The following is a 21,269-nucleotide window of genomic DNA, read 5'->3' as shown; positions in this document are numbered from 1 at the left end:
GCCGGGGGCTTGCCTGCGGGTACCGGGGGCCGCAAGCCCCCTCCCCGCCACTGCGTACAGGATTCCTGTGTTGGTAGCCGACCTGACTTCCCGCGAGCGCCTGCAGCCATCGCTGCTCGACCGACTCACCGATGATGCCCCCGGCACCCCGCACGATGCGCCGGGTCGTCGCGCCTTCTCGCACAATGAGCTGCGCGCGGCGGTGCTGCGCGACCTCGCGTGGCTGCTCAACTCCACCGCCCTGCTCGACCCCGAACGCAGCCGCCAGACGCCCGCCGGCACCTCGGTGCTGAACTACGGCCTGCCGCCACTGGCCGGCAACAGCGCCTCGAGCATCGACGTCCTGGCCCTGGAGGGCCTCATCCACCAGGCCATCGCCACCTTCGAGCCGCGTATCCTGCGCCACACCCTGCGCGTGCGCGCGCACAAGGCCGCCGGCGAGATGAATCACAATGCCCTGAGCTTCGAGATCGAGGGCGACCTGTGGGCACAGCCCGTGCCCCTGCCCCTGCTGCTGCGCACCGAGCTGGACCTGGAATCCGGCCACGTCTCCGTGGTGCCCGCGCAACAGCGGAGGCGCCCATGAATCCGCGCCTGCTGGAGCTGTACAACCAGGAGTTGCAGCACATCCGCGAGGGCGCCGCAGAGTTCGCCCGCGACTACCCGAAGATCGCCAGCCGCCTGAGCCTGGCCGGCATGGAGTGCGCCGATCCCTACGTCGAGCGCCTGCTCGAAGGCTTCGCCTGGCTCACCGCGCGGGTACAGCTCAAGCTCGATGCCGAGTACCCGACCTTCACCCACAACCTGCTGGAAGTCGCCTACCCGCACTACCTCGCCCCGACCCCGTCGATGTGCGTGGTGCAGATGCAGACCAACCCCGACGACGGCTCCCTCAACGACGGCTTCCGCCTGCCCCGGCAGAGCGTGCTGCGCGCCCCGCTGGGCAAGGAAGGGCAGACGCCCTGCGAATTCCGCACCGCCCATGAGGTGACCCTGTGGCCGCTGCGCGTGGCCCAGGCCGAATACATCGCCAACCCGGCCGCCGAACTCGGCCGCCTGGCCGCTGCCGAACCACGCGCCAAGGCCGCGCTGCGCCTGACCCTGCGCAGCGGCGTGGAAGTCCCGTTCAACAGCCTGGCGCTGGAGCACCTGCCGCTCTACCTCAATGGCGTCGACGAAGTGCCGGTACGCCTGTACGAGCAGTTGCTCGGCAACGCCTGCGCGGTCTACGCCTGCCAGAACGGCCGCGACTGGGTCGAGCGGCTGCCCGTCGACGCCCTGCGCCCCTGCGGGTTCGATGACGAAGACGCGGCCCTGCCGGTGGTGCCGCAGGCGTTCCAGGGCTACCGGCTGTTGCAGGAATACTTCGCCCTGCCGCAGCGCTACCTCTTCATCGACGTGACCGGGCTGCAGCGCGCAGTGCGCCGCTGCGACGGGGAGGAGCTGCAGCTGATCGTCCTCTTCGACCGTCTCGACAAGCAGTTGCAGGGCCAGGTCGGCGCCGAGCAGTTCGTGCCCTTCTGCACGCCGGCGATCAATCTGTTTCCCCGGCGCCTGGACCGCATCCACCTGAGCGAGCGCGTCCACGAGCACCACGCCATCGCCGACCGTACCCGGCCGATGGATTTCGAGATCCACTCGCTGAGCTCGGTCACCGGCCACGGCACCGGCGCGGACCAGGCCTTCCTGCCCTTCTATGCCGTGCGCGATCCGTCGCGCTATGGCCAGGAAAAGGCCTATTACATCCTGCGCCGCGAGCAGCGCGTACTCTCCAGCGAACAGCGCCGCAGCGGCGCCCGCTCCAGCTACGTGGGCAGCGAAACCTTCATCAGCCTGGTGGACAGCCAGCAGGCACCCTATCGCCACGACCTGCGCCAGCTGGGCCTGGGCGCACTGTGCACCAACCGCGACCTGCCGCTGTTCATGAACCCCGGCAGCGCCGGCAGCGATTTCACCCTCGCCGACAGCGCCCCGGTGCAAGCGGTGCGCTGCCTCACCGGACCCAGCCGGCCGCGCCCCAGCCGCGCCCATGACCGCGAGGCCTGGCGGCTGATCAGCCAGCTGTCGCTGAACTACCTGTCGCTGGCGGAGAACGGCCAGGGCGCCGCCGCCCTGCGCGAACTGCTGCGGCTCTACGCCGACAACCAGGACCCGGCCCTGCCGCTGCAGATCGAAGGCCTGCGCGAGGTCAGCAGCCGGCCCATCACCCGACGCCTGCCGATGCCCGGCCCGATCGTGTTCGGCCGTGGGCTGGAGATCACCCTGGAGTTCGACGAGAACGCCTTCCGTGGCACGGGCGTGTTCCTTCTCGGCGCGGTGTTCGAGCGCTTCCTGGCGCGCTACGTGTCCCTGAACAGCTTTACCGAAACCGTGCTTCGCAGCACCGAACGTGGCGAGATCATGCGATGGAAAGCCCGACCCGGACGTCGACCGAACCTCTGAGCGCCCTGCAGGCGATGCAGGCCGAGCCCTGGGAGTTCGACTTCTTCCAGGCCCTGCGGCGCATCCAGTGCGAGCACCCCGAGCTGCCCCGCCTGGGCCATTCGCGGCGCCTGGCGGACGACCCGTTGCGCCTGGGCCAGCAGCCCGAAGGCAGCTTCGCCCCCTCGACCCTGGCAGCCGTGCGCCCGCCCGAGGGCAGCGCGCCGTGGCGCCTTGAGCAGTTCTTCTTCGGCCTGGGCGGGCCCAACGGGCCGCTGCCGCTGCACATCACCGAGTACGTGCGCGACCGCCAGCGCAACCATGGCGACAGCACCAGCAAGCAGTTCTTCGACGTCTTCCACCATCGCCTGCTGAGCCTGTTCTACCGCGCCTGGGCCGAGGCGCGCCCAACCGTGAGCCACGACCGTCCGGAGGACGATTACTGGTCCGAGCGCCTGGCCGCCTTCAGCGGACGCGGCCAGCCCAGCCTGCGCGGCAACGGGCTGATCGATGGCAACGCCACGCTGCATTTCACCGGCCATCTGTCCGCCCAGACACGCTACCCGGATGGGCTCAAGGCCATCCTGCAGGACTACTTCGGGGTGCCGGTGCGCATCGAGGAGTACGCCGGACAATGGCTGCAGCTACCCGAGCGCACGCGCCTGGGCGTGGCCTGCACCCGCCTGGGCGAGGACTTCTGCCTGGGCGGCCAGGTGTGGGATCGCCAGCATTGCTTCGGCATCTGCCTGGGCCCGCTGAGCCTGGCGCAGTACCAGGCGCTGCTGCCCGACGGCCGCGCCTTCGCCGAGCTGGCGGCCTGGGTGGGCGAATACCTGGGTGAAGAACTGGACTGGCAACTGACACTGCAGCTGCGCCGCGAGGAAGCCCCCGCGCTGCGCCTGGATCATGGGCTGCGCCTGGGCTACACGACCTGGCTGGGCCGCCCCGAACACGACCCGAAGGACCTGGTGCTGTCCCGGCACCACGCCGCGCCGAGCGCGCCGGCACACTAGACAAGGAGCAACACCATGGGTGAAATCAGTCGCGCCGCGCTGTTCGGCAAGCTCAATCCCACCGCCTACAAGGCCATCGAAGCCGCCACCGTGTTCTGCAAGCTACGCGGCAATCCCTACGTGGAACTGGTGCACTGGCTGCACCAGCTGCTGCAGTTGTCCGATTCGGACCTGCATCGCGTGGTGCGCCAGTTCAGCCTCGAGCCGGCGCGCCTGGCGCGTGACGTGACCGAAGCGCTCGACCGCCTGCCGCGCGGTTCGACCTCCATCACCGACCTGTCCGCCCACGTCGAGGAAGCCGTGGAGCGCGGCTGGGTCTACGGCAGCCTGATGTTCGGCCAGAGCCAGGTGCGCAGCGGCTTCCTGGTCATCGGCCTGCTCAAGACCGCGAGCCTGCGTCATGCGTTGCTGGCGGTCTCCCGCGAGTTCGAGAAGGTCAAGGTAGACACGCTCACCGAGCGCTTCGACGAGTACATGGGCGACTCGCCGGAAAACGGCCAGGCCGCCAGCGATGGCTTCAATGCCGGCGCCACACCGGGCGAATCCAGCGGCGCCCTGGCGCCCAGCGCGCTGGGCAAGCTGGAGGCGCTCAAGCGCTTCACCGTCGACCTCACCGAGCAGGCGCGCAATGGCGAGATCGACCCCATCGTCGGCCGCGACGAAGAGATTCGCCAGCTGGTGGACATCCTCATGCGCCGCCGGCAGAACAACCCGATCCTCACCGGCGAGGCCGGGGTGGGCAAGACCGCGGTCGTCGAAGGCTTCGCCCTGCGCATCGTCGCCGGGGACGTGCCGCCGGCGCTCAAGGACGTCGAGCTGCGCGCCCTGGACGTCGGCCTGCTGCAGGCCGGCGCGAGCATGAAAGGCGAGTTCGAACAGCGCCTGCGCCAGGTCATCGAGGATGTCCAGGCATCGCCCAAGCCCATCATCCTGTTCATCGACGAAGCCCACACCCTGGTCGGCGCCGGTGGCGCGGCGGGCACGGGGGACGCGGCCAACCTGCTCAAGCCGGCGCTGGCACGCGGCGCGCTGCGCACCGTGGCGGCCACCACCTGGGCCGAGTACAAGAAGCACATCGAGAAGGACCCGGCGCTGACCCGGCGTTTCCAGGTGGTGCAGGTGCCCGAGCCGTCGGAAGACAAGGCGCTGCTGATGATGCGCGGTGTCGCCTCGACCATGGAGCGCCACCACCAGGTGCAGATCCTCGACGAAGCGCTGGAGGCCGCGGTGAAGCTCTCGCACCGCTACATTCCCGCGCGGCAGCTGCCGGACAAGTCGGTGAGCCTGCTGGATACCGCCTGCGCCCGCGTCGCCATCAGCCTGCACGCCGTACCGGCGGAAGTGGACGACAGCCGCCGGCGCATCCAGGCGCTGGAAACCGAGCTGGCGATCATCGCCCGCGAGCATGCCATCGGCATCGAGGTCGCTGGCCGCCGCGCCAACAGCGAGAACCTGCTGGCCGCCGAGCGCGAGCGCCTGGCCAGCCTGGAGGCGCGCTGGAGCGAAGAGAAGGCGCTGGTCGACGAACTGCTAGCCACCCGTGCCCGGCTGCGCGAACAGGCCGGCACGGTCGACAGCGACAGCGCCGGCGACGACAACCATGCGCTGCGCGCCGAACTGCTCGATCTGCAGCAGCGCCTGGCAGACCTGCAAGGCGAAGCGCCGCTGATCCTGCCGACCGTGGACTACCAGGCGGTGGCCTCGGTGGTCGCCGACTGGACCGGTATCCCCGTGGGGCGCATGGCGCGCAACGAACTGGAAACCGTCCTGCGCCTGGACGAACACCTGGCCAAGCGGATCATCGGCCAGGACCACGCCCTGAAGATGATCGCCAAGCGCATCCAGACCTCCCGCGCCGGCCTGGACAACCCCAGCAAGCCGATCGGCGTGTTCATGCTCGCCGGCACCTCCGGCGTCGGCAAGACCGAAACCGCCCTGGCGCTGGCCGAAGCGCTGTATGGCGGCGAGCAGAACCTCATCACCATCAACATGAGCGAGTTCCAGGAAGCGCACACCGTTTCCACCCTCAAGGGCGCCCCGCCCGGCTATGTCGGCTACGGCGAAGGCGGCGTGCTGACCGAGGCGGTGCGTCGCCGACCCTACAGCGTGGTGCTGCTCGACGAAGTGGAAAAAGCCCACCCGGACGTGCACGAGATCTTCTTCCAGGTGTTCGACAAGGGCGTGATGGAGGATGGCGAGGGCCGCCTCATCGATTTCAAGAACACCCTCATCCTGCTCACCACCAACGCCGGCACCGAATTGATCGCGCGCCAGTGCGCCAACCCCGCCGCCCTGCCCGCGCCGGACGACATCGCCCAGGACCTGCGCCAGCCGCTGCTGGAAATCTTCCCGCCGGCGCTGCTCGGCCGCCTGGTGACCATCCCCTACTACCCGCTGAGCGACGCCATGCTCAAGGCCATCACCCGCCTGCAGCTGGAGCGCATCAAGAAGCGCGTGGAGGCAACCCACAAGGTCGCCTTCGACTACGACGACGCGGTCATCGACCTGGTGGTCTCGCGTTGCACGCAGACCGAGAGCGGTGGCCGCATGATCGACGCCATCCTCACCAACAGCCTGCTGCCGGACATGAGCCGCGAGTTCCTCACCCGCCTGCTGGAAGGCAAGGCGCTGGCCTCGGTGCGCATCGGCGTGGAGAACAGCGAGCTGGCCTACCACTTCGCCGACGCCGCGGCCTGAACCCGCGTTGAAGCCGGGGCACATGCCCCGGCAACCCCCAGCAAGGCAGACGACCGGATATGTCCATGCAGTTCACCCCGTTCACGCAACGTTCCCGCTTCGCCCAGGTCTCCAGCCCGCTGGGCCCGGACGCGCTATTGCTGCGCGACTTCTCCGGCAACGACGAGCTGGGGCGGCTCTTCGAATACGACCTGCAACTGGTCTCCAGCGATGCGAATCTGGACTTCAACCAGCTGCTGGGCAAGCCGCTGTGCGTATCGATCCAACTGCCCGACGGCGGCCAGCGCCATTTCCACGGCCTGGTGGCACGCTGCGGTCAGGGCATCGACGTCGGCCAGTTCGCCGCCTACCAGGTGACGCTGCGGCCCTGGCTGTGGCTGCTCAGCCGCACTTCCGACTGCCGCATCTTCCAGCACCAGAGCGTGCCGCAGATCATCAAGCAGGTCTTCCGCGACCTGGGCTTCTCCGACTTCGAGGATGCGCTGAGCCGCAGCTACCGCGAATGGGAGTACTGCGTGCAGTACCGCGAGACCAGCCTGGACTTCGTCAGCCGGCTGATGGAGAAGGAAGGCATCTACTACTACTTCCGCCACGAAAAGGACCGCCACGTGCTGGTGCTGGCCGATGCCTATGGCGCGCACCGCACTCCGGCCGGCTATGCGCAGGTCCCCTACTACCCGCCGGACGGCCAGCACCGCGAGCGTGACCACCTGAACGACTGGCGCCTGGCGCAACAGGTGCAGCCCGGTTCCCTGGAGCTCAATGACTACGACTTCCAGCGCCCCGCCGCGCGCATGGACGTGCGCTCGGCGCACCCCCGCCCGCACAGCGCGGGCGACTATGCACTGTACGACTACCCCGGCGCCTACGTGCAGAGCGAGCATGGCGAGCAGTACGCCCGCAACCGCATCGACGCGTTGCAGAGCCTCCACGAGCGCATCGAGTTCAGCGGCAACGCCCGTGGCCTGGCCAGTGGTGACCTGTTCAGCCTGACCGGCTTTTCACGTGCCGACCAGAACCGCGAATACCTGATAGTCGGCGCCAGCTACCGCGTGACCCAGGAGTCGCTGGAGACCGGTGGTGGCGGTGGCGGCCAGTACCAGTGCAACCTGACCTGCATCGATGCACAACAGACCTTCCGCCCCCTGGAGCTGACCCGCAAGCCCAGCGTGCGCGGCCCGCAGACCGCCCGCGTGGTCGGCCCCGGCGGCGAGGAAATCTTCACCGACCAGTTCGGCCGGGTGAAGGTGCACTTCCACTGGGATCGCCACGACCAGTCCAACGAAAACAGCTCGTGCTGGATCCGCGTGTCCCAGGCCTGGGCCGGCAAGAACTGGGGCAGCGTGCAGATCCCGCGGATTGGCCAGGAGGTGATCGTCAGCTTCCTCGAAGGCGACCCGGACCAGCCGATCATCACCGGCCGCGTCTACAACGCCGACCAGGCGGTGCCCTACGACCTCCCCGCCAATGCCACCCAGAGCGGCATCAAGAGCCGCTCCAGCAAGGGCGGCACGCCGGCCAACTTCAACGAAATCCGCATGGAGGACAAGAAAGGCGCGGAGCAGCTGTACATCCACGCCGAGCGCAACCAGGACATCGTCGTCGAAGTCGACGAAAGCCACAGCGTCGGCCACAACCGTACCAAGAACATCGGCAATGACGAGAACGTGCGCATCGGCCAGCACCGTTCGCGGGCGGTCAAGCAGAACGACAGCCTGCTGGTGGGTGGCATGAAGAGCGACAAGGTGAGCACCCGGTACGTGATCGAGGCCGGCGCGCAGATCCGCCTGGTCTGCGGCCTCAGCGTTCTGGAATTCAACGCCGACGGGCGCATCAACATCTCCGGCAGCGCCTTCAATATCTACGCCAGCGGCAACGGCAACATCGACACCGGCGGCCGGCTGGACCTCAACTCTGGCGGCGCCAGCGCGGTGGATGCCCAGGGCCAGGGCAATAAGGGCAGCATCGACGCCGAGGTACAGGCGGCCTTCCCGCCGCCGCCCAAGGCCTCCTGAGCCATCGGGCGCCCCTGCCTGGGCGCCCGATCACGGGGCCGGGAAGCCGCGCTCGTATTCCTCTCGGGTGATCTCGCGGCCAAAGCGCAGCGCTTCGTTGAACAGGCGGCCATCGTGCGGCACCGGCTCGGCACGCTCCGGCTCGCCGTAGAAGCGCACGTAGACCGTGCTGGTGCGATGGTCCCAGCGGTAGGTCACGTCCTCGTAGTCATAGTCGATGTAGATGTCGCGCTCGGCGAAGGCCTCGCCCTTTTCAATTCCCATTTCCCGTCCTTACGGCTTCGTAGTAGGCCCGGCTCTTCTCGGCGATGGCCTGGGCTTCGGGTGACTTCGGATCGAGCACCCGCCATTCCTCATAGTACTTGTGCCCCAGGCCGCCGGGCACATCGGTCCTGGCCGCGACCGCGTTGTAGGCGTCGTCGCCCAGCAGCGCACGGGCCATGGGTTCGGACTCCTTGGCGTAGATCATCTCCGGCGAGTTGACCTGGATCTCGGCGGGAATCCCGGCCTTGGTGTTCACCGTCGAGTTCACCCCGCTGTAGCCCAACGGGTCGCTGGCTCCGTCGATGACCTTGACCTTGGCGCCACGGCTGGCCAGCTCGCCGGCCACGGTATTGACCTTGTCGCCCTCGACGATGATGGTATTGCGGGCCAGGTCCTTGATCTTGGTCGGATCGCCTTCGTAATCGCCGTTGATCTTCTGGATCGCCCGTTCCTGCGACTTGATCGGTGCCTTGGCGACCTTGCCACCGTACTGAGCCGCCAGCTCGTCGGCCACGGCGTCGATCTCGGCCTTCGCCGCCGGCGCCTTGGCGTAGACCTCGTCGAAGCCCTTGGGCACCTGCGTCTTGGGCGGCGGCTCCTCCAGCGCTCCCCGGCGCGCCAGCTTCGGGCTCAGGCCCAGCAGCGCCATGCCGGCCACGCCTTGCAGCAGGTCGCGATAACCCGGCCCCAGGCGGTCGCCCAATTCGCCCAGCAGGGTCATGCCTCCCATCATCAGGGCGCCAATGCCAACGAACGCGCCCAGGGCGGCCAGGCCGGCCATCGCCGCCAGCACCAGCCCTCCCAGCGCGGCGACGATGCCCAGCGCCTCCAGCCCGGTGTGCAACCATTCCTCGAGGTCGAGGACGAAGGCCACGCGCTCAGTCGGGCCGCCGATGAAGGTGTTCTTGCTGCCGGTCTTGATGTGCGCGCCGCAGACCATCTTGCTCTGCAGCCGCGCGGCGGGCTTGCCGTTGATGTACACCGTGGCGCTGCCCTCGGCGATCACCACCGGGAACGGCCACATCGGGTGGTTCAGCGGCAGCCCGGTGCAGCTGGACGACGCATCGTCGCCCGCGCGCATCGCGTTGCGGCTGTTCACGTAGACATTGAAGCTGCCCCGTATGAGCACCCCGGTCGTGGGCTCGGGCAACTCGAAGATGGTGGTCAGGCCCTTGACGATCTGGAACATTGACAGGCCGCCCGCGGCGATCGAACCGGCGATGATCACCGCCGCCAGGCCACCGGTGGCGGCCGTGGCGGCGACTACCGCGGCGCCGATCAGGGCGCCCGCCACCGCGCCCGCGACCATCGCGGCGACGCCGAAACCATGGGCGATCTCATCGCCCAGGCGTGCTGCAGCTTGCGCATCCATGCGGCGTACTCAAACGGTGGTCGGCTGGGGTACCAGGCTCTGCATCGCCTGCTTCCAGGCCGCTTCATGGTGCGGCAGGTCGTAGGGCGTGGTGGTGAGGGTGGTGATCAGCACCGCCGGACGGCGTTCGATGAACACCTGGCGCAGCATCAGGTCACGGCCTTCGCGCTGCCACTGGTAGTCCAGCATCACCGCGGCGTGGCCATGGATGTTGAAATCCCAGCGCTTGTGCAGCTTGAACCCCGGCAACTGCTTTTCGGCATTGGCCAGTTGACCGCTGACGTACTCGGCGAACGAGGCGTCGCCCTGGCTGGCGTCCCGGCTGATGACGAAGCTGGCTTCGCGGGCCGGGCCGTTGGCGGGCAGCTTGAAGATGTTGATGCTCTGGTCCTGCCAGGCATCGGGAATGTCCAAGTCCGCTTCGTTGAGGCGATAGAGCGACAATGTTTGACCCCTTCCGTAGGATTCTGCTCTCTGAGCTGAACGAAAAATCTTCCTGCAACGCATCCGAACAATCAAGGATTGCATTGTGCCAGCGTCGCCATCCATTTGCGCTACCGACCCTTATCGAACGGGCTGATTGCCACTCCACACCAGCTTTGAGCCTCACCCGGCTGGCGACATCTCTGACCTCACGTCCTCGACCGCCCCAGAAACTCGACATTGCGGCAGCCATCAAGATCAAGCGCTGATGCAATCTGAACGGCAGCATCGATCAGCGTCGGCTCGTTCAGAATGCGAGCTCTCCCCCACTCCCTTAGAGGTTCGCACCCGTTCCTGCCAAGCCATCGCGACCGATTGCCCTGTGGCACGCCGGCGGACGATATGAAACCTTCTTAGATTTCGATAGACAGTAAAAAGGCCGCCTCGTGGGCGGCCTCGTTTCGTGGATGGCGGGATATCAGGCCATCGCTTCCTGGGGTTTGCCCAGCAGGCGGTCGATCACCACCATCAAGGCCAGCATGACGACGGAAGGGATCAGCCAGGCGAGGCCCTGCTCGGCCAGCGGCAGGTGCTCCATCCAGGCCGGCATCCAGGCGTCCAGCTTGGCGCCTTTCAGCGCGTCGATGATGCCGAAGACGAAGGAAATCACCATCACCGGGGCGACGATACGGGTCTGCGAATGCCACAGGCTGGCGCAGAAGCTCAGCGCCACCAGCACGATGCACGGCGGGTAGATGGCGGTCAGCACCGGGATCGAGAACTGGATGAGCTTGGTCAGGCCCAGGTTCGACACCAGCAGCGAGAAGCCGGCGAGGATGACCACCAGGCTGCGGTAGGACAACGGCAGGATGCGGCAGAAGTACTCGGCGCAGGCACAGGTCAGGCCGACAGCAGTCACCAGGCAGGCCAGCGCAATGAGCACCGCCAGGAAGGTGCTGCCCAGCGAGCCGAAGGTGTGCTGCACGTAGGCATGCAGGACGGCTGCGCCATTGGCGGCACCGGCGGCGATGTCGTGACTGCCGGCCCCCAGGCGGAACAGGCTGATGTATACCAGCGCCAGGCCCACCCCGGCGATCAGGCCGGCGATGATGGCGTAGCGGGTAATCAGCCGCGGCGACTGCACGCCACGGGAGCGGATCGCGTTGACGATGACAATGCCGAAGACCAGCGCGCCGAGGGTATCCATGGTCAGGTAGCCATTGACGAAGCCCTGGGAGAACGCGGCAGTCTGGTACGCCGGCTCGGCAACGCCGATAGGGCCCGCCGGCAGCATGAAGGCGGCGATGCCCAGTGCGGCCAGGGCGATGATCTTCAGCGGCGCGAGGAAGCGCCCGACGGTATCGAGCAGCTTGCCCGGATACAGCGAGATCACCAGGACGATCAGGAAGTACACCAGGCTGTAGAGGAACAGCGGCAGCGCGCCCTCCCCGGTCAGCGGCGCCAGGCCGACTTCGAAGGAGACGGTGGCGGTACGCGGAGTGGCGAACAGCGGCCCGACCGACAGGTAGCAGACAGCCGCCAGCAACCCGCCGGCGACCTTGCCGATGGGATGGCTGAGGGTATCCATCGCACCACCGACCTTGGCCAGCGCGACGACGGTGATCACCGGCAGGCCGACCGCAGTGATCAGGAAGCCCAGCGCGGCCATCCACACGTGCGGCCCGGACTGCAGGCCCACGATCGGCGGGAAGATGATGTTGCCCGCACCGACGAACAGCGCGAAGGTCATAAAACCAAGTGCCAGGACGTCCTGGCCTTTCAAGACTTTCATGAAGGGAAATACCACAGTGCTGAAACGGTTTCGTGGTCTCCCAAGGCACGCACGCCGTACGGACGTGACAAAGCCGCATCGGACGGGACTGACCAACTCACGCAGGGTGAGCCTGGGCATCCTGTGATGCTGCTGTCATCGGTACGGTGATTTGTTCTTGGAAGTCCGATAGCAGAGGTTTTCCATGGGCTCGTGGCCCGGTTGCTCCTGCATTCTGGTTATCCCGCCATCCTTGACGGTCAGGAATCGCCGTCGCCTCCGGGTAGGAATTGACGGTGAGCGAGCCTTCCCTTGTGGGGAACGCGACGCTTCATATAGTTGCTAGCCTAACGATCTATTCCGAGGAGCTGCACTGACGTACGTCAGATCGTCCGCGGAATGAACGGGAGTGTCGCCTGCTCGACACTTTGCCGGAGCCTGACGAAATGACAGAGGCCACCCGAAGGTGGCCTCTGTTGACAGGCGGTCAAGTAAGCGAGGCGCTTACTTGACCGGCCAGCCGGTCAGCTCGGCCAGGGCCTTGCCGATGTCAGCCAGGGAACGCACGGTTTTCACACCAGCGTCCTGCAGGGCGGCGAACTTCTCGTCCGCAGTGCCCTTGCCGCCGGAGATGATGGCGCCCGCGTGGCCCATGCGCTTGCCGGGCGGTGCGGTCACACCAGCGATGTAGGACACCACCGGCTTGGTCACGTTGGCCTTGATGTAGGCAGCCGCTTCTTCTTCAGCCGAACCACCGATCTCGCCGATCATGACGATGGCTTCGGTTTTCGGGTCTTCCTGGAACAGCTTCAGGATGTCGATGAAGTTGGAGCCCGGGATCGGGTCGCCACCGATGCCCACGCAGGTGGACTGGCCGAAGCCGGCGTCGGTGGTCTGCTTCACGGCTTCATAGGTCAGGGTGCCGGAACGCGACACGATGCCTACCTTGCCCGGCAGGTGAATGTGACCCGGCATGATGCCGATCTTGCACTCGCCGGGAGTGATCACGCCCGGGCAGTTCGGGCCGATCAGGCGTACGCCCAGCTCGTCGCACTTGACCTTGGCTTCCAGCATGTCGATGGTCGGGATGCCTTCGGTGATGCAGACGATCAGCTTGATGCCGCCGAAAGCCGCTTCCAGGATCGAGTCCTTGCAGAACGGAGCCGGAACGTAGATGACCGAAGCGTCGGCGCCGGTCGCTTCCACGGCTTCCTTGACGGTGTTGAACACCGGCAGGCCGAGGTGGGTGGTGCCGCCCTTGCCGGGGGTCACGCCGCCAACCATCTTGGTGCCGTAGGCGATGGCTTGTTCGGAGTGGAAGGTACCCTGCGAGCCGGTGAAGCCCTGGCAGATGACTTTGGTGTCTTTATTGATCAGGACGCTCATTACTTACCCTCCGCGGCCTTGACGACTTGCTGGGCAGCGTCGGTCAGGCTGGTCGCCGCGATGATGTTCAGACCGCTCTCGGCCAGGACCTTGGCGCCGAGGTCGGCATTGTTGCCTTCCAGACGAACGACAACCGGGATTTTCACGCCGACTTCTTTCACGGCGCCGATGATGCCTTCGGCAATCATGTCGCAGCGAACGATGCCGCCGAAGATGTTCACCAGAACGGCAGCGACGTTGCTGTCGGACAGGATGATCTTGAACGCTTCGGTCACGCGCTCTTTGGTGGCACCGCCGCCAACGTCGAGGAAGTTGGCCGGCTTGCCGCCGTGCAGGTTGACGATGTCCATGGTGCCCATGGCCAGGCCAGCGCCGTTGACCATGCAGCCGATGTTGCCTTCCAGCGCGACGTAGTTCAGCTCCCACTTCTGCGCATGGGCTTCACGAGCGTCGTCCTGGGACGGGTCGTGCATGGCGCGCAGCTTGGGCTGACGGTACATGGCGTTGGAGTCGATGTTGATCTTGGCGTCCAGGCAGTGCAGGTTGCCGTCTTTCTTGATCACCAGCGGGTTCACTTCCAGCAGTGCCAGGTCGTAGTCCTGGAACAGCTTGGCCAGGCCAACGAAGATGTGGGTGAACTGCTTGATCTGGTCGCCCTTCAGGCCCAGCTGGAAGGCCAGCTCGCGGCCCTGGAACGGCTGAGCGCCTACCAGCGGATCGATGGTGGCCTTCAGGATCTTTTCAGGGGTTTCGTGCGCCACTTTCTCGATGTCCACGCCACCTTCGGTGGAGGCCATGAAGACGATGCGACGGCTGGAACGGTCAACAACGGCGCCGAGGTACAGCTCCTTGTCGATGTCGGTGCAGGATTCCACCAGGATCTTGCTGACCGGCTGGCCGTTGGCGTCAGTCTGGTAGGTCACCAGACGCTTGCCCAGCCAGTTGGCGGCGAACGCCTTGGCGTCCTCTTTGCTCTTGACCAGCTTCACACCGCCCGCTTTACCGCGGCCACCAGCGTGTACCTGGGCTTTAACGACCCACTCGGTACCACCGATCTTTTCACAGGCTTCTGCGGCCTCTTCGGGTGTGTCGACGGCGAAGCCCTTGGATACGGGCAGGCCGTACTCAGCGAACAGCTGCTTACCCTGATATTCGTGGAGATTCATGCTTGTCTACCGTTTTCGTCTTGGGTATTGCGCATTCGGCGCGGCGCTCGTGGCGCCACGCCACCTGTGACCGAGTCCCCCTTGGGGGAGAAACGATCCGGCGGGGTGGACGGCAGCCCCTCGCAAAAGACTGCCGCCCTCCCCGCCGTGGTCCCGTTCCTTAGCGCTTCTTGCGGTTGGCGATGTGGATGGCGTGGCCATTCACTGCCAGTGCCGCTTCGTGCAGCGCTTCGGACAGAGTCGGGTGGGAGAAGACCATCATGCCGAGGTCTTCGGCACTGGTGCCGAATTCCATGCCGATCGCGCCCTGCTGAACCAGCTCGGCGGCGCTCGGGCCGATCACGTGGACGCCCAGTACGCGGTCGGTCTTGGCATCGGCGATGACCTTGACCAGGCCGCCGGTGTCGTTGGCAGCCATGGCACGGCCGCTGGCGGCGAACGGGAAGGTGCCGACGTTGACTTCGACGCCTTCGCCCTTGAGCTGCTGCTCGGTCTTGCCGACCCATGCGATTTCCGGGTGGGTGTAGATCACCGACGGAATCAGGTCGTAGTTCATCTGGGCCTTGTGGCCGGCGATGCGCTCGGCAACCATCACGCCCTCTTCCGAGGCCTTGTGCGCCAGCATGGCGCCGCGGACCACGTCACCGATGGCGTAGACGCCCGGAACGCTGGTCTTGCAGTGGTCGTCGACGTAGATGAAACCGCGTTCGTCCAGGGTCACGCCGCTGTCCGCAGCCAGCAGATCGGTGGTCACCGGGCGACGGCCCACGGCCACGATCAGCTTGTCGAAGGTTTCCTTCTGCTCGCCGTTGGCGTCGGTGAAGGTCACGGTGACCTGCTTCTTCTTCACTTCCGAACCGGTGACGCGAGCGCCCAGGCGGATGTTCAGGCCTTGCTTGGTCAGGGTCTTCAGCGCTTCCTTGGCGATCTGCTCGTCGGCAGCCGGGAGGAACTTGTCCAGGGCTTCCAGGACGGTGACTTCAGCACCCAGGCGAGCCCAGACCGAACCCAGTTCCAGGCCGATGACGCCAGCGCCGATCACGCCCAGCTTCTTGGGTACGCTCTGGAATTCCAGGGCGCCGGTGGAATCGACAATCACGTCTTCGGTCAGCGGAGCCGGCGGGATTTCCACCGGACGGGAGCCCGAGGCGATGATGATGTTGTCGGCTTCCAACACCTGGGTCTTGCCGTCCAGGCCGGTCACTTCGACCTGCTTGTTGGCCAGGACCTTGCCGTGGCCTTCGAAGGAAGTCACGCCGTTGGCCTTGAACAGGGTAGCGATGCCGCCGGTCAGGTTCTTCACGATGTTGGCCTTGCGGGCAACCATCGCCGGGACGTCCATCTTCACGCCGCCGGTGGAGATACCGTGAATCTCGAAACCTTCTTTGGCTTCCTTGTACTTCCAGGAGCTGTCCAGCAGTGCCTTGGAGGGAATGCAGCCTACGTTCAGGCAGGTACCGCCGAGGGCAACCTTGCCCTCTTTACCGATGTACTTCTCGATGCAAGCGGTCTTCAGGCCGAGTTGGGCGGCACGGATGGCGGCTACGTAGCCGCCGGGGCCGGCACCAATCACAACCACGTCGAATTTCTGGCTCATGTCTCAATCCTTATTCCGGTGAAGCGGACGGCCCCTTTCGGGGCCGTCGTGTAGTACGGGGCCGTCGTGTTAACTGACGTATCAGACGTCGAGCAGCAGGCGAGCCGGATCTTCCAGCAGATCCTTCATGGTGACCAGGAAGCTGACCGCTTCCTTGCCGTCGATCATGCGGTGATCGTAGGACAGCGCCAGGTACATCATCGGCAGGATCACCACCTGGCCGTTAACGGCCATCGGGCGTTCCTGGATCTTGTGCATGCCGAGGATGGCGGTCTGCGGCGGGTTGACGATCGGCGTCGACAGGAGGGAACCAAATACGCCACCGTTGGAAATGGTGAAAGTACCACCGGTCATGTCTTCGATGGACAGCTTGCCGTCTTTGGCTTTCTTGCCGAAGGTGGCGATGCCGTTCTCGATCTCGGCCAGGCTCATGAACTCGGCGTTGCGCAGGACCGGTACGACCAGACCGCGGTCGCTGGACACTGCCACACCGATGTCCTGGTAGCCGTGGTAGACGATGTCGTTGCCGTCGATCGAGGCGTTGACGCCCGGGAAGCGCTTCAGGGCTTCGGTGGCGGCCTTGACGAAGAAGGACATGAAGCCCAGGCGGACGCCGTTGTGCTTCTTCTCGAACAGGTCCTTGTACTTGTTGCGCAGGTCCATGATCGGCTTCATGTTGACTTCGTTGAAGGTCGTCAGCATGGCCATGGAGGACTGGGCTTCGACCAGACGCTCGGCAACCTTCGCACGCAGGCGGGTCATCGGAACGCGCTTCTCGACGCGGTCGCCAGCGGCAAACACGGGAGCGGCAGCAGCCGGGGCAGCGGCCTTGGCGGCCGGAGCGGCAGCCGGGGCGTTCTTCTTGGCTTCAACGGCAGCGACGACGTCTTCCTTGGTCACGCGACCGCCCTTGCCGGTGCCGGCCAGGCTGTTCGGGTCGATGCCATTCTCTTCGGCCAGCTTGCGGGCGGCCGGCGAGAGGATGTTGTCGTCGGCAGCGACGGCAGCCGGGGCAGCAGCGGCCGGAGCGGCAGCGGGAGCGGCGGCAGCAGCCGGAGCGGCAGCGGCAGCACCGCCTTCGCTCAGCTTGCCCAGCAGTTCGTTGGAGAGAACGGTGTCGCCTTCATTCTTGACGATCTCAGCCAGGACGCCGTCGGCCTCGGCCAGTACTTCGATCACGACCTTGTCGGTCTCGATGTCGACGATCAGTTCGTCACGCTTGACGGCTTCACCGACCTTCTTGTGCCAGGTTGCGACGGTGCCGTCGGCAACCGATTCCGGGAAGGTTGGGGCTTTGATTTCGATAGCCATTATGTGTGTTTCCTTAAATTCGGTATCAACTGCGCGTTGGCGTTAAACGGTGAAGGCGTCCTGCAGCAGTTTTTCCTGCTGCTCGGCGTGCATCGAAGCGTAGCCGCAAGCCGGAGCTGCCGAGCCTTCGCGGCCCGCGTATTCCAGGTTGAGACCTTTCTTGTGCGCGGCGATGACACGACGCATGTGGTGCTGCGAGCAGTACCAGGCGCCCTGGTTCATCGGCTCTTCCTGGCACCAGACGATGTGCTTGAGGTTCTTGTACTGCGACAGGACCTCGGCCAGATCGTCTTCCGGGAACGGATACAGCTGCTCGATACGAACGATCGCGATGTTCTCGAGACCTTCGGCACGACGCTTCTCCAGCAGGTCGTAGTACACCTTGCCGCTGCACAGCACGATGCGGTCGACCTTCTTCGGATCCAGGCTGTCGATCTCGTTGATCACGGTCTGGAACGAGCCGTTGGCCAGATCTTCCAGGGTCGAGATGGCCAGCTTGTGACGCAGCAGCGACTTCGGAGTCATCACGATCAGCGGCTTGCGCAGCGGACGGATCACCTGACGGCGCAGCATGTGGTAAACCTGGGCCGGGGTAGTCGGCACGCAGACCTGGATGTTCTGCTCGGCGCACAGCTGCAGGTAACGCTCCAGACGTGCGGAGGAGTGCTCCGGACCCTGGCCTTCGTAACCGTGCGGCAGCAGCATGGTCAGACCACACAGGCGTTGCCACTTGGTTTCGCCGCTGGTGATGAACTGGTCGATCACGACCTGCGCACCGTTGGCGAAGTCACCGAACTGGGCTTCCCAGATCACCAGCGCGTTCGGCATGGTGGTGGCGTAGCCGTATTCGAACGCCAGAACGGCTTCTTCCGAAAGGTAGGAGTCGTACAGGCTGACGCGCGGCTGGCCGTCGAACAGGTTGGCCAGCGGGATGTAGACCGAGTCGTCCTTCTGGTTGTGCAGCGCCGCATGGCGGTGCGAGAAGGTGCCGCGGCCGACGTCCTGACCGGTCATGCGCACCGGGTGGCCTTCGAACAGCAGGGTGGCGTAGGCCAGGTTCTCGGCGAAGCCCCAGTTGATCGGCATGCCACCGGCAGCCATCTTCGCGCGGTCTTCGTAGATCTTCTGCACCTGACGCTGCATGACGAAGCCGTCCGGAGTCTCCAGCAGCTTGGCAGACAGGTCCTGCAGGGTCTTCAGGTCGAAGCGGGTGTCGTGACGCGCGGTCCAGGCATGGCCCACGTACGGACGCCAATCGACGAAGAGCTCCTTGTTGGGCTCCTTCACCAGGCTCTTCACCACGTGCTGGCCGTTGTCGAGAGCGTCGCGGTATTCGTCGACTTTCTCCTGGGCCTGCTCGGTGGTCTGCACGCCAGCGGCGATCAGCGCGTCGGCGTACAGGTCGCGGGTGGTGCGCTGCTTGGCGATCTGCTGGTACATCAGCGGCTGGGTGCCGCTCGGCTCGTCGGCCTCGTTGTGGCCGCGACGGCGGTAGCAGACCAGGTCGATGACCACGTCACGCTTGAACTGCATGCGGTAGTCGACAGCCAGCTGGGTCACGAACAGCACTGCTTCCGGATCGTCGCCATTCACATGGAAGATCGGCGCCTGGATCATCTTCGCCACGTCGGTCGCGTACTCGGTGGAACGAGCGTCGTCCTGACGGCTGGTGGTGAAGCCGACCTGGTTGTTGATCACGATGTGGATGGTGCCGCCCGTCTTGTAAGCACGGGTCTGCGACATCTGGAAGGTCTCCATGACCACGCCCTGCCCCGCGAAGGCGGCATCGCCGTGGATGGAGATCGGCACGACCTTGTCGCCGCTGCCGTCCTTGCGACGGTCCTGGCGGGCGCGTACCGAACCCTCGACCACCGGGGAAACGATTTCCAGGTGCGAGGGGTTGAACGCCAGGGCCAGGTGGACTTCGCCGCCGGTGGTCATGACGTTGGAGGAGAAGCCCTGGTGATACTTCACGTCACCCGAGCCCAGCTCGACCAGTTTCTTGCCTTCGAACTCGTCGAAGAGGTCGCGCGGGTTCTTGCCCAGGGTGTTGACCAGGACGTTCAGACGGCCACGGTGGGCCATGCCGATGACGATTTCCTTCACACCGTAGGAGCCGGAACGCTGGATGATCTCGTCGACCATCGGAATCAGGCTCTCGCCGCCTTCCAGGCCGAAGCGCTTGGTGCCCGGGTACTTGGTGCCCAGGTACTTTTCCAGGCCTTCGGCAGCGGTCAGGCGCTCGAGCAGGTGGGAACGGGCGTCCGCGGAGTAGGTCGGACGACCACGCACGCTTTCCAGGCGCTGGGCGAACCAGTGGCGCTGTTCGGAATCGACGATGTGCATGAACTCGGCGCCGATGGTGCTGCAGTAGGTCTGCTTCAGCGCATCGATGATTTCACGCAGGGTCGCCTCTTCCTTGCCGATGTAGAGCTCACCGGTGCGGAAGGTGGTGTCGAGGTCTGCAGCAGTAAGCCCGTAGTGTTCGAGCGACAGATCGGAGGGCGCGGTACGCACCCAGAGACCCAGCGGATCGAGCGACGCAGCCTGATGCCCACGCAGACGGTATGCCAGGATCAGACGCAGTACTTCGACCTGTTTCTTCTCGTGCTCGGTGCTTACGCTGCCGGCGGAAACAGGCGCAGCGCGGCGCTGGTTCTTGGCCAGGAGTACGAAATGATCACGGATAGAGGAATGCGAGACGTCTGGGGCAGGATTGCCGTCGGCGGGGAGCTTCTGGAAGTACGTGCGCCACTCTTCTGGCACAGCGTTCGGGTCGTGCAGGTAGAGCTCGTAGAGCTCTTCGACGTAGGCAGCGTTTCCACCGGATAGATGGGCACTGTTCCACATCCGCTGCATTACGCTTTCGTGCATGCTTGGTCACCCTCGGTAAGGGGACTCCACCTGTGGAATCTCTGGCGCGAAGTCATACACAGCGACTTCAAGCCACCGATTCCCGCAGATAGTCCGGGTACCAGCCCGGATGCCCCTGCTGGTCATATATACGTTTTCAAAACAGGACCCCCGCTTTGTGGGCTTGGGTCCTAAGGACTGTACCGCCGGACAATGTTCCGGCGGCACAGGTGTCGCTCTTGCAATGATCTCTGGGCGCAATGCCCTGGGATCAAGTGCCGCTCTGCAGCAGCATGTTACGGATGTGACCGATTGCCTTGGTGGGGTTCAGACCCTTCGGGCAGACGTTCACGCAGTTCATGATGCCGCGGCAGCGGAAGACGCTGAACGGATCATCCATGCTCGCCAGGCGAGCCTGGGTTTCGGTGTCACGGCTGTCGGCCAGGAAGCGATAGGCCTGCAGCAGCGCGGCGGGGCCCAGGAACTTGTCGGGGTTCCACCAGAACGACGGGCAGGAGGTCGAGCAGCAGGCGCACAGGATGCACTCGTACAGACCGTCCAGCTTCTCGCGCTCTTCCGGGCTTTGCAGACGTTCGATGGCCGGAGCTGCATATTTGTTCTGCAGGAACGGCTTCACGCTCTCGTACTGCTTGTAGAAGATGCGCATATCGACGACCAGGTCACGGATGACCGGCAGGCCCGGCAGCGGACGCAGGACCAGCTTGCCGCCCTTCAGGCCAGCGGCCGACAGGGGGGTGATGCAGGCCAGGCCGTTCTTGCCATTGATGTTCATACCGTCGGAACCGCACACGCCTTCACGGCAGGAACGACGATAGGAGAAGCCCTCGTCCTGTTCCTTGATCAGCGCCAGCACGTCCAGGACCATGATGTCCTTGCCGTCGGTATCGACCTGGAAGTCCTGCATGTAGGGTGCAGCGTCCTTCTCAGGGTTGTAGCGGTAAACACTCACTTGCAACATG

15 protein-coding genes are annotated in these 21,269 nt (G+C 65.3%); 5 read left to right on the top strand and 10 right to left on the bottom strand.

Translation table 11 applies throughout. From position 1 onward, the window contains the following. Positions 1-70: 70 nt before the first annotated feature. From tssE to MJ122_RS11260, 5 genes are all read left to right on the top strand, one after another. Positions 71-586 (top strand): type VI secretion system baseplate subunit TssE, encoded by a 516-nt coding sequence (gene tssE, locus MJ122_RS11280; protein ID WP_088417280.1) that lies wholly within the window; start codon positions 71-73, stop codon positions 584-586. Then, positions 583-2,442: a type VI secretion system baseplate subunit TssF gene (gene tssF, locus MJ122_RS11275; protein WP_088417281.1), complete on the top strand. Its 1,860-nt coding sequence runs from the start codon at positions 583-585 to the stop codon at positions 2,440-2,442. Before tssE ends, tssF begins: the two co-directional genes overlap by 4 nt. Then, a complete protein-coding gene (gene tssG / locus MJ122_RS11270) occupies positions 2,406-3,434 on the top strand; it encodes a type VI secretion system baseplate subunit TssG (protein ID WP_239744210.1) in 1,029 nt (342 codons plus the stop codon). The genes tssF and tssG overlap by 37 nt, the downstream gene beginning before the upstream one ends. A 15-nt stretch (positions 3,435-3,449) precedes the next feature. Next, complete coding sequence (gene tssH, locus MJ122_RS11265; protein ID WP_239744209.1) at positions 3,450-6,131, top strand: type VI secretion system ATPase TssH; 2,682 nt, start codon at positions 3,450-3,452, stop codon at positions 6,129-6,131. 65 nt (positions 6,132-6,196) lie between these two features. Continuing rightward, positions 6,197-8,146 (top strand): type VI secretion system tip protein VgrG, encoded by a 1,950-nt coding sequence (locus MJ122_RS11260; RefSeq protein WP_239744208.1) that lies wholly within the window; start codon positions 6,197-6,199, stop codon positions 8,144-8,146. A gap of 30 nt (positions 8,147-8,176) precedes the next feature. Here MJ122_RS11260 and MJ122_RS11255 read toward each other — a convergent pair whose 3' ends face one another. The 10 genes from MJ122_RS11255 to MJ122_RS11210 all read right to left on the bottom strand — a co-directional run bounded on the left by MJ122_RS11255 (position 8,177) and on the right by MJ122_RS11210 (position 21,268). After that, a complete protein-coding gene (locus MJ122_RS11255) occupies positions 8,177-8,410 on the bottom strand; it encodes a hypothetical protein (protein ID WP_239744207.1) in 234 nt (77 codons plus the stop codon). Next, positions 8,400-9,782 (bottom strand): PAAR domain-containing protein, encoded by a 1,383-nt coding sequence (locus tag MJ122_RS11250; RefSeq protein WP_239744206.1) that lies wholly within the window; start codon positions 9,780-9,782, stop codon positions 8,400-8,402. Before MJ122_RS11250 ends, MJ122_RS11255 begins: the two co-directional genes overlap by 11 nt. 9 nt (positions 9,783-9,791) lie before the next feature. Beyond that, entirely contained in the window at positions 9,792-10,226 is a 435-nt protein-coding gene (locus MJ122_RS11245; protein WP_017518706.1) for a DcrB-related protein, read from the bottom strand. Positions 10,227-10,683: 457 nt separating this feature from the next. Further along, a complete protein-coding gene (brnQ, locus tag MJ122_RS11240; protein ID WP_239744205.1) occupies positions 10,684-11,997 on the bottom strand; it encodes a branched-chain amino acid transport system II carrier protein in 1,314 nt (437 codons plus the stop codon). Between the two features lie 483 nt (positions 11,998-12,480). Beyond that, positions 12,481-13,362, bottom strand: a complete 882-nt coding sequence (gene sucD, locus MJ122_RS11235; RefSeq protein WP_038803160.1) for a succinate--CoA ligase subunit alpha — start codon at positions 13,360-13,362, stop codon at positions 12,481-12,483. Then, on the bottom strand, positions 13,362-14,528 hold the full coding sequence (gene sucC, locus MJ122_RS11230) for an ADP-forming succinate--CoA ligase subunit beta (protein ID WP_017518067.1): 1,167 nt from the start codon (positions 14,526-14,528) through the stop codon (positions 13,362-13,364). The genes sucD and sucC overlap by 1 nt, the downstream gene beginning before the upstream one ends. Before the next feature lie 160 nt (positions 14,529-14,688). Next, positions 14,689-16,125, bottom strand: coding sequence for a dihydrolipoyl dehydrogenase (gene lpdA / locus MJ122_RS11225; protein ID WP_088417288.1), 1,437 nt, complete (start codon positions 16,123-16,125; stop codon positions 14,689-14,691). An 81-nt stretch (positions 16,126-16,206) separates the two neighbouring features. Next, the gene (odhB, locus tag MJ122_RS11220) at positions 16,207-17,436 is read right to left on the bottom strand and encodes a 2-oxoglutarate dehydrogenase complex dihydrolipoyllysine-residue succinyltransferase (RefSeq protein WP_017518065.1); all 1,230 of its coding nucleotides are present in this window, start codon (positions 17,434-17,436) and stop codon (positions 16,207-16,209) included. Between the two features lie 42 nt (positions 17,437-17,478). Beyond that, positions 17,479-20,310: a 2-oxoglutarate dehydrogenase E1 component gene (locus tag MJ122_RS11215; protein ID WP_026078928.1), complete on the bottom strand. Its 2,832-nt coding sequence runs from the start codon at positions 20,308-20,310 to the stop codon at positions 17,479-17,481. Between the two features lie 250 nt (positions 20,311-20,560). Beyond that, a complete protein-coding gene (locus MJ122_RS11210) occupies positions 20,561-21,268 on the bottom strand; it encodes a succinate dehydrogenase iron-sulfur subunit (protein ID WP_026078927.1) in 708 nt (235 codons plus the stop codon). Position 21,269: the final 1 nt, after the last annotated feature.

The organism is Pseudomonas sp. DP-17 (assembly GCF_022380625.1).
Lineage (GTDB): Bacteria > Pseudomonadota > Gammaproteobacteria > Pseudomonadales > Pseudomonadaceae > Pseudomonas > Pseudomonas nitroreducens_A.
The sequence above is the reverse complement of the archived record's forward strand: the minus strand, read 5'-3'. Positions and strand labels throughout refer to the sequence as shown.

Excerpts from the sequence above, each read along its gene's own strand:
- tssG (WP_239744210.1), top strand. The coding sequence starts at position 2,406 with ATGGAAAGCCCGACCCGGACGTCGACCGAACCTCTGAGCGCCCTGCAG.
- brnQ (WP_239744205.1), bottom strand. The coding sequence starts at position 11,997 with ATGAAAGTCTTGAAAGGCCAGGACGTCCTGGCACTTGGTTTTATGACC.
- MJ122_RS11260 (WP_239744208.1), top strand. The coding sequence starts at position 6,197 with ATGCAGTTCACCCCGTTCACGCAACGTTCCCGCTTCGCCCAGGTCTCC.
- lpdA (WP_088417288.1), bottom strand. The coding sequence starts at position 16,125 with ATGAGCCAGAAATTCGACGTGGTTGTGATTGGTGCCGGCCCCGGCGGC.
- tssH (WP_239744209.1), top strand. The coding sequence starts at position 3,450 with ATGGGTGAAATCAGTCGCGCCGCGCTGTTCGGCAAGCTCAATCCCACC.
- sucC (WP_017518067.1), bottom strand. The coding sequence starts at position 14,528 with ATGAATCTCCACGAATATCAGGGTAAGCAGCTGTTCGCTGAGTACGGC.
- tssF (WP_088417281.1), top strand. The coding sequence starts at position 583 with ATGAATCCGCGCCTGCTGGAGCTGTACAACCAGGAGTTGCAGCACATC.
- MJ122_RS11250 (WP_239744206.1), bottom strand. The coding sequence starts at position 9,782 with ATGGATGCGCAAGCTGCAGCACGCCTGGGCGATGAGATCGCCCATGGT.
- MJ122_RS11215 (WP_026078928.1), bottom strand. The coding sequence starts at position 20,310 with ATGCACGAAAGCGTAATGCAGCGGATGTGGAACAGTGCCCATCTATCC.
- MJ122_RS11210 (WP_026078927.1), bottom strand. The coding sequence starts at position 21,268 with ATGTTGCAAGTGAGTGTTTACCGCTACAACCCTGAGAAGGACGCTGCA.
- odhB (WP_017518065.1), bottom strand. The coding sequence starts at position 17,436 with ATGGCTATCGAAATCAAAGCCCCAACCTTCCCGGAATCGGTTGCCGAC.
- sucD (WP_038803160.1), bottom strand. The coding sequence starts at position 13,362 with ATGAGCGTCCTGATCAATAAAGACACCAAAGTCATCTGCCAGGGCTTC.
- MJ122_RS11255 (WP_239744207.1), bottom strand. The coding sequence starts at position 8,410 with ATGGGAATTGAAAAGGGCGAGGCCTTCGCCGAGCGCGACATCTACATC.